The organism is Streptomyces ardesiacus (assembly GCF_003112575.1).
Lineage (GTDB): Bacteria > Actinomycetota > Actinomycetes > Streptomycetales > Streptomycetaceae > Streptomyces > Streptomyces ardesiacus.
This window is the reverse complement of sequence record NZ_BEWC01000008.1, coordinates 155,281-166,529: the sequence shown is the minus strand read 5'-3', so window position 1 is coordinate 166,529 and position 11,249 is coordinate 155,281. Positions and strand designations below refer to the sequence as shown.

11 protein-coding genes and 1 pseudogene are annotated in these 11,249 nt (G+C 73.1%); 5 read left to right on the top strand and 7 right to left on the bottom strand.

All coding sequences use genetic code 11. The annotated features are described in order from the left end of the window. Positions 1 to 13 precede the first annotated feature (13 nt). From Sdi02f_RS25875 to Sdi02f_RS25860, 4 genes and pseudogenes are all read left to right on the top strand, one after another. Positions 14 to 1,039 carry a LacI family DNA-binding transcriptional regulator gene (locus Sdi02f_RS25875; RefSeq protein WP_108934112.1) on the top strand — a complete coding sequence of 342 codons (1,026 nt, stop codon included), beginning with the start codon at positions 14 to 16 and terminating at the stop codon, positions 1,037 to 1,039. A gap of 227 nt (positions 1,040 to 1,266) precedes the next feature. Then, positions 1,267 to 2,046, top strand: a pseudogene (locus Sdi02f_RS25870) (GH12 family glycosyl hydrolase domain-containing protein); the annotation flags it as partial. A 191-nt stretch (positions 2,047 to 2,237) separates the two neighbouring features. Further along, positions 2,238 to 3,323 carry a lytic polysaccharide monooxygenase auxiliary activity family 9 protein gene (locus Sdi02f_RS25865; protein WP_108934111.1) on the top strand — a complete coding sequence of 362 codons (1,086 nt, stop codon included), beginning with the start codon at positions 2,238 to 2,240 and terminating at the stop codon, positions 3,321 to 3,323. 122 nt (positions 3,324 to 3,445) lie between these two features. After that, complete coding sequence (locus Sdi02f_RS25860) at positions 3,446 to 3,871, top strand: luciferase domain-containing protein (protein ID WP_030401802.1); 426 nt, start codon at positions 3,446 to 3,448, stop codon at positions 3,869 to 3,871. Here the strand turns inward: Sdi02f_RS25860 and Sdi02f_RS25855 are convergent. Both Sdi02f_RS25855 and Sdi02f_RS25850 read right to left on the bottom strand, forming a co-directional pair. Then, on the bottom strand, positions 3,834 to 5,438 hold the full coding sequence (locus Sdi02f_RS25855) for an MFS transporter (RefSeq protein WP_108934110.1): 1,605 nt from the start codon (positions 5,436 to 5,438) through the stop codon (positions 3,834 to 3,836). The genes Sdi02f_RS25860 and Sdi02f_RS25855 overlap by 38 nt on opposite strands. Positions 5,439 to 5,573: 135 nt before the next feature. Further along, a complete protein-coding gene (locus tag Sdi02f_RS25850) occupies positions 5,574 to 6,047 on the bottom strand; it encodes a MarR family winged helix-turn-helix transcriptional regulator (protein WP_108934109.1) in 474 nt (157 codons plus the stop codon). Positions 6,048 to 6,152: 105 nt separating this feature from the next. Between Sdi02f_RS25850 and Sdi02f_RS25845 the strand changes: the two genes are divergently transcribed. After that, positions 6,153 to 6,521 carry a DUF779 domain-containing protein gene (locus Sdi02f_RS25845; RefSeq protein ID WP_030401805.1) on the top strand — a complete coding sequence of 123 codons (369 nt, stop codon included), beginning with the start codon at positions 6,153 to 6,155 and terminating at the stop codon, positions 6,519 to 6,521. 24 nt (positions 6,522 to 6,545) lie between these two features. On the opposite strand, the gene Sdi02f_RS25840 is transcribed toward Sdi02f_RS25845, so the two are convergent. From Sdi02f_RS25840 to Sdi02f_RS25820, 5 genes are all read right to left on the bottom strand, one after another. Next, positions 6,546 to 6,740: a hypothetical protein gene (locus Sdi02f_RS25840; protein ID WP_030401806.1), complete on the bottom strand. Its 195-nt coding sequence runs from the start codon at positions 6,738 to 6,740 to the stop codon at positions 6,546 to 6,548. Positions 6,741 to 6,857: 117 nt separating this feature from the next. Next, complete coding sequence (locus Sdi02f_RS25835) at positions 6,858 to 7,724, bottom strand: phosphatidylinositol-specific phospholipase C/glycerophosphodiester phosphodiesterase family protein (RefSeq protein WP_055468202.1); 867 nt, start codon at positions 7,722 to 7,724, stop codon at positions 6,858 to 6,860. 152 nt (positions 7,725 to 7,876) lie between these two features. Beyond that, positions 7,877 to 8,965 carry an acyl-CoA dehydrogenase family protein gene (locus Sdi02f_RS25830; protein ID WP_030401808.1) on the bottom strand — a complete coding sequence of 363 codons (1,089 nt, stop codon included), beginning with the start codon at positions 8,963 to 8,965 and terminating at the stop codon, positions 7,877 to 7,879. Further along, the gene (locus tag Sdi02f_RS25825) at positions 8,962 to 10,143 is read right to left on the bottom strand and encodes an acyl-CoA dehydrogenase (protein WP_031081830.1); all 1,182 of its coding nucleotides are present in this window, start codon (positions 10,141 to 10,143) and stop codon (positions 8,962 to 8,964) included. The genes Sdi02f_RS25830 and Sdi02f_RS25825 overlap by 4 nt, the downstream gene beginning before the upstream one ends. Continuing rightward, entirely contained in the window at positions 10,140 to 11,132 is a 993-nt protein-coding gene (locus Sdi02f_RS25820; RefSeq protein WP_031081832.1) for an NADPH:quinone oxidoreductase family protein, read from the bottom strand. The genes Sdi02f_RS25825 and Sdi02f_RS25820 overlap by 4 nt, the downstream gene beginning before the upstream one ends. Positions 11,133 to 11,249: the final 117 nt, after the last annotated feature.

Below are 11,249 nucleotides of genomic sequence, written 5' to 3'. Positions count from 1 at the left end.
AAGGCGGGCGGACATGGGCAGGCAGCGTCCCGGCACGCCGACGCTGGAGGAGGTGGCCGCCCTGGCCGGCGTGGGCCGGGGCACCGTCTCGAGGGTCGTCAACAACGCGGCGGGCGTTCGGGATTCGACGCGCCGCGCCGTGCAGCGGGCCATCGCGGAACTGGGGTACGTCCCGAATCTCGCGGCCCGTTCCCTGGCGGGGCACCGCGCCGACGCCGTCGCACTGGTGATGACGGAACCGGACTGGCGGCTGTTCGGGGAGCCGTTCTTCACCGAGGTCGTCCACGCCGTCGGCGACGCGCTCACCGACACCCCGGCGCAGCTCCTGCTCACGCTGGTCCGTTCGGACACCGAGCGCCGCCGCTTCGTGGAGTACGCGCGCGGCGGCCGGGTCGACGGGGTGCTGCTCATGTCCGTGCACGCCAAGGACCGGCTGCCGGACATGCTCGCCGAGGCGGGACTGCCCACCGTCATGCTGGGACGGCGTTCCCGCGAGGAGAGCGTCACGTATGTCGACGCGGACAACACGGGCGGTGCGCGCGGCGCGGTCAGGTATCTGCTGGACGCCGGCCGGAGCACGATCGGCGCCGTCACCGGGCCGCTCGACATGTACGTCGCCCAGTGCCGTCTGCGCGGGTACCGGGAGGCACTGGAGTCGGCGGGGGTGGCGGCCGGGGCGTCGCTGGTCGTCGAGGCGAGCGACTTCACGGAGGTGAGCGGGCACCGGGCGATGACCGCCCTGCTCGCCCGGCACCCGGAACTCGACGCGGTTCTCGCCGCTTCGGACACGCTGGCCGCCGGGGCGCTCAACGCGCTGCGCGCCGCGGGCCGCAGGGTGCCGCAGGACGTCGCGGTGATCGGCTTCGACGACTTCCACCCGGACCGCCCCACGGACCCGCCGCTGACGACGGTCCGCCAGCCGCTGCAGGAGATCGGCCGCGCGATGGTGCGGCTGCTGCAGGAGGAGATGGAGGAGTCTCCCGTCGCCTGGCGGCACCTCATCCTCCGTACCGAACTGGTGATCCGGGACTCGGCCTGATCGATCCACCCGCCCGGGAGCGCTCCCGGGCGGCCCGACTTCCGCCTCCCCACCTGCGGCTTCGAAGTTCGTTCGACAATGCCGGCGCGCACAGTCTTGTCAGGAACATGAACCGCTCCTACAGTCCTCAATCAACCGGTGAGTGGGAGCGCTCCCATCAGTGGGGAGTTGGGAGCGCTCCCGCACCGGCCCTCTTCCCCCCACCCCCGCACCCCTGGAGAGGCCCCATGGGACAGTTACGGCTCCGCCCCCGCCCCTCACGCGGATTCCTGGGCGCCCTGGGCGCGGCCTTCACGGCCTCCGCCCTCGTCGCGTCCCTCGCGACCGCCGCCGCGCCGGCCCAGGCGGACACCACGCTCTGCGAACCCTTCGGGACGACGACGATCCAGGGCCGGTACGTCGTCCAGAACAACCGCTGGGGTTCCAGCGCCACCCAGTGCGTCACCGCCACCGAGACCGGCTTCCGGGTCACCCGGGCCGACGGCTCGGCATCGACCAGCGGCGCACCGAAGTCGTACCCGTCGGTCTTCAACGGCTGCCACTACACGACCTGTTCGCCGGGCACCAGTCTCCCCGTCCGGCTCGACACCGTCGCCGCGGCACCGTCCAGCATCTCGTACGGCTTCGTCGACGGCGCCGTCTACAACGCCTCGTACGACATCTGGCTGGACCCGACGCCCCGCACCGACGGGGTCAACCGGACCGAGATCATGATCTGGTTCAACCGGGTCGGCCCGATCCAGCCCATCGGCTCCCCCGTGGGCACGGCGAACGTCGGCGGCCGGACCTGGGAGGTGTGGAGCGGCGGCAACGGCACCAACGACGTGCTGTCGTTCGTGGCGCCGTCGGCGATCAGCGGCTGGAGTTTCGACGTCATGGACTTCGTGCGGGCGACCGTGGCGCGCGGACTCGCCCAGGAGAACTGGTACCTGACGAGTGTGCAGGCGGGTTTCGAGCCCTGGCAGAACGGTGCGGGACTGGCCGTGAACTCCTTCTCCTCCATCGTCGTGCCGGCTTCCACCTGAGCGGCACCGCCCGCGCGGCGGCCCGGCCGCCGCGCCCGCCCCGCACCTCCCCGCCCGTCCGGCTGAAGCGCCCCGCCCCGGACGGGCGGGGTTCCATCACCCTCCCGTGCTTGTCATGAACTGATCATTACCGATCGTCGGAGATCACCGCTAGGAACCGATGGGAGACCCCTATGGCTCGACGCAGCAGATTCCTGTCCTTGGCGGCGGTGCTGGCCACCTTGCTCAGCGCGCTCGGCGTGTCCTTCCTGTTCGGACAGGGGCGGGCCGAGGCGCACGGCGTGGCGATGATGCCCGGCTCCCGCACCTACCTGTGCCAACTGGACGCCAAGACCGGCACCGGCGCCCTCGACCCGACGAACCCGGCCTGCCGGGCCGCGCTCGACCAGAGCGGGTCGACGGCGCTGTACAACTGGTTCGCCGTGCTCGACTCCAACGCGGGCGGCCGCGGCGCCGGTTACGTGCCGGACGGCACACTGTGCAGCGCCGGCGACCGTTCGCCGTACGACTTCTCCGCCTACAACGCCCCCCGCGGGGACTGGCCCCGCACCCATCTGACGTCGGGGGCGACGATCCCGGTGCGGTACAGCAACTGGGCGGCCCACCCGGGTGACTTCCGGGTGTACCTGACCAAGCCGGGCTGGTCGCCCACGTCGGAGCTGGGCTGGGACGACCTGGAACTGATCCAGACGGTGACCGACCCGCCCCAGCAGGGCTCGCCCGGGACCGACGGCGGCCACTACTACTGGGATCTCGCGCTGCCCTCGGGCCGTTCGGGCGACGCGCTGATCTTCATGCAGTGGGTGCGCTCGGACAGCCAGGAGAACTTCTTCTCCTGCTCGGACGTCGTCTTCGACGGCGGCAACGGCGAGGTGACCGGCATCCGCGGCTCCGGCAGCACCCCGGAGAACCCGGACCCGACCGACCCGACCGACCCGCCCACCCACACCGGCTCCTGCATGGCCGTGTACTCCGTGGAGAACTCCTGGAGCGGCGGCTTCCAGGGCTCGGTCGAGGTGATGAACCACGGCACCGAGCCGTTGAACGGCTGGGCCGTGCAGTGGAAGCCGGGCAGCGGGACGACGCTCGGCGGGGTGTGGAACGGTTCGCCGAGCAGCGGTGCGGACGGCACGGTCACGGTCCGGAACGTGGACCACAACCGCGTCGTGCCACCGGACGGGAGCGTGACCTTCGGCTTCACCGCGACGTCGACGGGCAACGACTTCCCCGTCGACTCCATCGGCTGCGTCGCTCCCTGACGTTCCCGGACCGCCGCGGCAGACGGCCGGCGGGGGCCTCACGGGCTCCCGCCGACCTCACGTGCCGGTTACGAATCGCTCAACCTCTGGTTGCGAAGCGATGATCGGGCGACCATGGGGCCATGACTCTGGCCCAGCGCGCCTTTGAGCGGCTGCACGCCTGGCCCGACCTGACCGCGGGTCCGGCCAGTTGCCGAACCGGACGGGCGCTGCGCTCGGTCCGCGACGAGATCGTCCACTTCCACTCGGACCGGGACGTGGACCTCCACCTCACCCACCGGGCCATCCAGCGCTTCCAGTACGACCTCGGCGGATCCACCGCCATCCGCCTGGTGCCCGGCTCCCGTTGGGTGACCGTGCACCTGGACTGCGACGCGGACGTGGACCTGCTGCTGAGCCTGACGAGCATCGCGCTCAAGGCCCACCAGTCGCGGCCCCCGGCCGACCTCGCCGACGGCCGGCCGGGGTCCTCGGGTGCCTCGGCGCCCGCCGGGTGCAACTTCCACCGGGTCACGGTGCTTCCGCGCTCCGCGGCCGGGGAGGCCTGAGTCCGGCCGCGGCGAGGACCGCGCCGAGCACGCACAGGGCGCCGGTGACGACCACGGCCACGTGGACGCCGTTCATGAACGCCTGCCCGCTGCCCTCCACCACGGCTGCCCGCAGCCCGGCCGGCATGTCGCCGGAGACGGGGGCCACGCCCATCGCCACGGCGTCCTTGGCCCCCCGGAGACCGTCGGCCAGGGCCGCGGGCACGCCCGCCCCGGTCAGCTCACCGGTGAGGGTGGCGCCGACCTTGGCGCTGATCAGGGAGACCAGCACCGACGTGCCGAGCGCGCCGCCGATCTGCAGGGTGGTCGCCTGGAGGCCGCCCGCGACACCGCCGTCCTCGACGGGGGCGTTGCCCACGATGGCGTCGGAGGAGGCGGACATCACCATGCCGACGCCGAGGCCGAGCGCGATGAACGGCGGCCACATCGTGGCGTAGGAGGAGTCGGTCTGCCAGGTGAGCATGCCGAAGCAGGAGGCCGCCTGGAGCAGCATGCCCAGCGGCATGGTCAGCCGGGGGCCGAAGCGCTGGGTCAGGGCCGCGCCCAGGGGCGAGGCGACCAGCGAGGCGAGGCTGAGCGGGAGCGTGCGCACCCCCGCCTCGACCGGTGTGAAGCCGCGCACGTTCTGCAGGTACAGCATGACGAAGAAGATCACGCCGAGCATGACGAAGAAGTTGAGCGCGGTGACGATCGCGCCGATGGTCAGGGCGCGGCTGCGGAACAGGCGCATGGGCAGCAGCGGGTGCGCCACGCGGGTCTCGTACCGGCCGAACACGAGCAGGAGCACGAGGCCCGCCGCCACCGCGCCCAGGGTGCCCGCGGAGGTCCAGCCCCACGTCTCGCCCTTGACGACGCCGAAGACGACGGCCAGGAGGCCGAGGGCGAGCAGGAAGAGGCCGGGTATGTCGAACCGCTGGCGGCCCGAGGCGTTGCGGCTCTCCGGGAGCACGAGGGCACCGAAGGCCACGGCGGCGACACCGATGGGGGCGTTGATGTAGAAGACGGACTCCCAGTCGACGTGCTCCACGAGGAGGCCCCCGACGATGGGTCCCAGGGCCGTCGCCACGGCGGAGACCATGGCCCAGATGCCCACGGCCATGGCGAACTTTTTCGGCGGGAAGACGGAGCGCAGCAGTCCGAGCGTGTTGGGCATCAGCAGTCCGCCGAAGGCGCCCTGGAGGGCGCGGAAGGCGACCACGCCCTCGATCGAACCGGACAGGCCGATGGCGACGGAGGCGAGCGTGAAGCCGGTGACGCCGACCAGGTAGTAGGTGCGGCGGCCGAAGCGGTCGCCGAGCTTGCCGCCCAGGATGAGAGTGGCGGCGAGGGCGAGCAGGTACGCGTTGGTCACCCACTGGAGCTGGGCGGTGGACGCCTGCAGGTCGCTGCCGATCTCGGGGTTGGCGATGGCTACGACGGAGCCGTCGAGCTGGACCATGAACAGGCCGAACGCGACGGCCAGGAGGGTCAGCCAGGGGTTGGAGCGCAGGCGGCCGGCCGCGCTGGGGGCGGGGGCGGCCCCGGCGGCCGGGGGCATGGCGGGGTGATCCACGGACGTGGACGGCATGGAGGAGCCTTCTCTCCGGATTTCAGGTGTGGTGCGGGAAGGGGTGCTCGGAGCGAGGAGTGCACGGAGGGAGTGGTGCACGGGAGGAGGGGTGCACGGGGGGGGACGGCACGCCCCGAAGGGCGGGCACGTGGGTCAGCGGGCGCCGGGGCGGAGATGCCGCGTCAACGCGTCGAGGGCGTCCAGGGCCGAACCGAGCGCGCCCTGCTGGCCCTCGGTGAGGGAGGTCAGGGCGTGGCGGATGAGCACCGTCTCCAGTACCCGCACCTCGGACACCCGCTCGCGGGCCGTCGCCGTGAGGTGGAGGTGGGCGACCCGCTTGTCGGCGCTGTCGCGACGGCGCTCCAGGTCACCCTGCTCGGTGAGCTGGGAGACCAGGGCGCTGACGTTGTTGGGCTTCATGAGCAGGGCCTCGGCGGCCTCGCGCACCGTGGTGCCCTCGTGCTGGGCGACGAAGCGCAGCAGGGCGAGCTGGCCCTCGGGGGGCTTGGGGTGCGGGTAACGGGAGGTGACCTGCCGGTCCAGCGCCCGGTGCAGCGCGGGAAGGCACGCCGCGAGGCCGGAGGCCACGTGGTCGATGTCCCGGCGGGGGGTGCTGGCGTCGGTCACCCGAGGACAATAGATATGACCAGATAGGTATGTCAAAAGAGGTATGCCGGAGGAGGCGCGCGCCGCGCAACGCACTCGCAACGTTCCTTCTGCTGCCATGGCGGCATGGGTGACACATACGAGGAGACCCCGCGCGTCGCGCTGACGGCCGAGGCGTCCGCGCTGCTGCGGCGGCTGCGCGAGACGCACGGCCCGCTGATGTTCCACCAGTCCGGCGGCTGCTGCGACGGCAGCGCCCCCATGTGCTACCCGGCCGGAGAGTTCCGCACCGGCGCCTCGGACGTCCTGCTCGGCGAACTGGCGGTGGACGGGGTCGAGGAGCCGGTGGAGTTCTGGATGTCGCGCAGCCAGTACGAGGTGTGGGCCCACACCCGCCTGACCGTGGACGTCGTCCCGGGCCGGGGCAGCGGCTTCTCGCTGGAGGCGCCCGAGGGCGTGCGCTTCCTCATCCGCTCCCACGTCGTGGACGCCTAGCCCCCGGGCGCCTCCCTGCCCTCCCTACGGCCTGAGGCTGCTCACGATCTGCGCCGTCGCGGTCAGCCCGCTGCTGATGGTCGGGGCGATGCTCGTGCTGGCCAGGTAGAAGCCGAGCAGCAGGCACACCAGCGCGTGCGAGATCTTCAGCCCGCCGTTGCGCAGGAAGAGCACCGCCAGGATGAACAGCAAGAGCACCACAGAGATGGAAATGGCCATCGTCAACCTCCTCCGCCACGTCCACTTCGCGGCGTTCGGCCGCAAGTGTGGCGTAGCGGAGGGTTCGTCCGGGCGGCTGACCTGTCCTCCGAACGAGTGGTGTCCCGGCGCCCGCCCCTACCGCTCGCGGCGGGCGTCGAGGAAGGCCTCCAGACCGGCGAGGTCGTCGGTGTTGAGGTGGTCGACACCGGCGGCGAGCAGTTCGGCCCACACGGCGTCCCGCGCGGGCCCGGCCACGTCGGGGGTGGCCCAGAAGCGCACCCGCTGCCCCCGGGCGTGCGCGGCGCCCACGATCTCGTGCAGCCGGCGCCGCTCGGCCGCCGGGAAGGCGCCCACGCCCTGCCAGGTGAAGTTCACCGTCCAGTTGTCGCTGATCAGCGGGACGAACGACGCCGGTGCGGTGGTCCCGAGGTCGGTGAGCCGGCCGTCGTAGAAGGCGCGGCGGGTGCGTTGGGCCGCCATCGGCGCGCGGGCGGCCCGGTCCCCGGAGACGACCGCGGTGACCGCGCCCGGGAACACACGTCCGTGGGCGCAGGAGGTGAACAGGTGCGGGTAGCGGCGCAGACGGCGGTCCAGTTCGAGGTACGTCGCCTCGCCCTCGGTCTTGATGTCGACCAGGAGTTGCAGGGAGCCGCGGTCCCGCGGGTACACGCGGCCGTGGTGCGCCTGGACGCGGGCGGCGAGCGGGTCGAGGTAGAGCGACTCCAGGGTGCGGGAGGGGTCGAGGTCCTCGGGGTCGTGGGCGACGAGGAGTTGGCCGTCGACCAGGTAGATGTCGGCCTCGACGCTGCCGAAGCGGTGGTCGAGGGCGTCGAGGAGGGGGCGGGCGTGCTCGTAGTCGTTGTGGGCGTGCGCGCGCCACAACGGGCGCGGTGCGCGCCTGCCCTCGGCCGCCGCCGACGCGGTGCCGGCGGGCAGGGCGACCGCGCCCGCGAGGGCGGCGCCGAGGGTGGTGAGGGCTCTGCGTCGGGTGGTGAGGGCCATGCTCTGCCTCCCTGGAAGTGCCGTACGGGACCCCAGTGAGTATGGGGTCCCGTCGGCCTCCTTGAGCAGAGCCGTGCGGGGAGTTGGCCGGACCGCCGCCGGTCGTTCACCTGGGCCGCCCCACGTCGCCGTCGTGGCGGCCGGACGCGGCGTCAGGGCGCTCGCAGGTCGACCAGCTCGGCCAGCGCCTCGCGGTGGGCGCCCGCGGTGCCGTAGGCGATCGAGTCGGCCTTGGCCCGCTTGAGGTACAGGTGGACGGGGTGTTCCCAGGTCATGCCGATGCCGCCGTGCAGTTGCAGCGCCTCCTCGGCCGCGTGGACGGCGACCCGGGCCGCGTGGGCCTGGGCCACGGCGACGGCCACGTCGGTGTCCGCGCCGGTCGCCAGGGCGTCGGCGGCGTTGCGGGCGGCGGCACGCAGGCCCGCCACCTCCAGCCACAGCCGGGCGAGCCGGTGCTTGAGCGCCTGGAAGCCGCCCACCGGGCGGTTGAACTGCTTGCGTTCCGCCAGGTAGCGGACGGTCTCGGTCAGCAGCCAGTCGGCGAGGCCCAGTTGTTCGGAGGCGAGCAGCCCGGCACCGGCCCGCAGGGCGCGGCGCACGGCGGGCTCCGTGTCGCCGAGGCGGCGGCCGGGCGCACCGTCGAGGCTCACCCGCGCCACCGGCCGGGTCAGGTCGAGCGAGGTCTGGCGCGTCACCGTCGCGTCGGCGGCACGGACCGCGTACAGGCCCCCGTCGTCGGCGGGCACCAGCAGCACGTCGGCGACGGTGGCGTCCGCGACGCCGGTCAACTCCCCGTGCAGCGCACCGTTCTCCCGCCGCACGCCCGGCACGGCACCGCCCGGTGCGACGTGCAGCCCGACGGCGAGCACGGCCACGGTCGTGGCGGCCGCCAGTTCGGCGAGCAGGTCCTCCGCCCCGCAGGCCAGCAGTGCCTCGGTGGCGACGACGGCGCTCGTCAGGTACGGCACCGGTGCGACCGCCCGGCCCAACTCCTCCAGGACCACGGCGACTTCGCGGTGCGTGGCGCCCTGCCCGCCCAGTGCCTCGGGGATCAGCAGGCCGGCGAGCCCCATCGCGTGGGCGAGGGACTTCCACAGCGGCACGTCGTGCGGGTCGGCGGACTCGCTGCGGGTGAGGACGCCCGCCGGGTCGCAGTGGTCGGTGAGCAGGTCCCGGACGGCGGCGCGCAGCGCCTCTTCCTCCTCCGAGAGGAGGAGAGCGGGTTCGGGCTGTGCGCTCATCGGGCGAGGTCCTTCCATGCGACGTCCTTGTCGGTGCGCGGCTCGGCGGGCAGGCCGAGGACGCGCTCGGCGACGATGTTCAGCAGGACCTCGCTGGTCCCGCCCTCGATGCTGTTGCCCTTGGACCGCAGGTAGCGGTACCCGGCGTCGCGTCCGGTGAAGTCGACCAGTTCGGGGCGGCGCAGGGTCCAGTCGTCGTAGAGCAGCCCCTCCTCGCCGAGGAGTTCCACCTCCAGGCCGCTGATCTCCTGGTTGAGGCGGGCGAAGCCGAGCTTCATGCCGGCACCCTCCGGACCGGGCTGGCCCGCGGCCAGTTGCTGGCGCAGGCGTACGCCGGTGAGGCGGGCGACCTCGGCCTCCACCCACAGGCCGAGCAGCCGCTGGTGCAGGTCGTGGGTGCGCAGTTCTGGACGCTCCCGCCAGGTCGCGGCGACCTTGCCGATCATGCCGCCCTCACGGGGGACCGGCGTGCCGCCGATGGCGACGCGCTCGTTGTTGAGCGTGGTCTGCGCGACCCGCCAGCCGTCGCCGATCGCGCCGAGGCGGCGGGAGTCGGGGATGCGGACGTCGGTGAGGAACACCTCGTTGAACTCGGCCTCGCCGGTGATCTGGCGCAGCGGCCGCACCTCGACCCCGGGATCGGTCATGTCGCACACGAAGTAGGTGATGCCCCGGTGCTTGGGCACGTCCGGGTCGGTGCGGGCGATGAGGATGGCCCAGCGGGCGAGGTGGGCGCTGGAGGTCCACACCTTCTGCCCGTTGACGATCCAGTCCTCCCCCTCCCGCACGGCCCGCGTGCCGAGGGCGGCCAGGTCGGACCCGGCGCCCGGTTCGCTGAAGAGCTGGCACCACACCTCCTCGCCGGTCCACAGCGGGCGCAGCAGCCGGCGCCGCTGCTCGTCGGTGCCGTACTGGAGGATGGTCGGGGCGGCCATGCCGAGGCCGATGCCGATGCGCCGGGGGTCGTTGTCGGGGGCGCCCGCGGCCGCCAGTTCGGCGTCCACGACGGCCTGGAGGGAGCGCGGGGCGCCGAGTCCGCCGAGCCCCTGCGGGTAGTGCACCCAGGCGAGTCCGGCGTCGAAGCGGGCCCGCAGGAAGTCCCGGCGGTCCGTGGTGGCCGGCGGATGCGCGTCCAGCAACGCACGGGTACGGCGGCGCAGTTCCGCTGCGTCGGTCATGCGGCGGTTCCCTTCTCCAGTGCTTCCGCTGCCTTGTCCGGTACGACGGCGACCCGGCCGGTCGTCCTGCCGTCGGCCACGCGCCGCACGGCGTCGGCCGCCCCGGCGAGCGGCACCCGCTCGCTCACCAGCGGCCTGACGGCGCCCCGTGCGGCCAGTTCGGTGAGCTGCTCGTGGCAGTGCCGGACCAGGCCGGGGTCCTTCGTGTTGTAGAGGCCCCAGTGCAGGCCGAGGATCGTGTAGTTCTTCACCAGCGCGTGGTTCAGGGCGGGGCTGGGGATCGTGCCGCTCGCGAAGCCGACGACGACGATCCGGCCCTCGAAGGCGACGGACTTGGCGGACTGGGTGTACGCTGCGCCGCCCACCGGGTCGTAGACGACGTCGGCGCCCCGGCCTCCGGTGGCGTCCTTGACGGCCGCCACGACGTCCTCGCCGCGCCGGTCGACGACCACGTCGCAGCCCAGTTCGCGGGCGACGGCCGCCTTCTCCGGGCCGCCGACGACGCCGATGACGGTGGCGCCGGCCGCCTTGCCGAGCTGGACGGCGGCGCTGCCGACGCCGCCCGCCGCGGCGTGGACGAGCAGGGTCTCGCCGGCCTCGATGCGGGCCCGGCGGTGCAGGCCGAACCAGCCGGTCTGGTAGCCGATGTGCAGGGCGGCGGCCTCGGCGTCGTCCAGGTTCTCCGGCGCGGGCAGCAGGGCGCGGGCGTCGGCGAGGGCGTACTCGGCGAAGCCGCCGTGCGGCAGCGCGGGGGTGGCCAGGACCCGGCGGCCGTCCTCGGTCTCGCCGCAGATCTCCACGCCCGGGGTGAACGGCAGCGGCGGCCTGACCTGGTACTGCCCCCGGCACAGCAGGGCGTCGGGGAAGTTGATGTTGGCGGCGCGGACCTTCAGCAGGACCTGGCCCTCGCCCGGTGTCGGCGGCGCCACGTCCGCGAGGCGCATCACCTCGTCCGGCTCGCCGTTCTCGTGCACCTGCCATGCCTGCATGCGGGGCCTCCACCGACTGTCGTCCGACCGGGTCTTTCGCATACTAAGCGGTCGCTTGCCCATCGGGGAACAGGCCGGGAGAAGGGGCTCGCGAACAGGCCCGGGGGACGGGCTCGG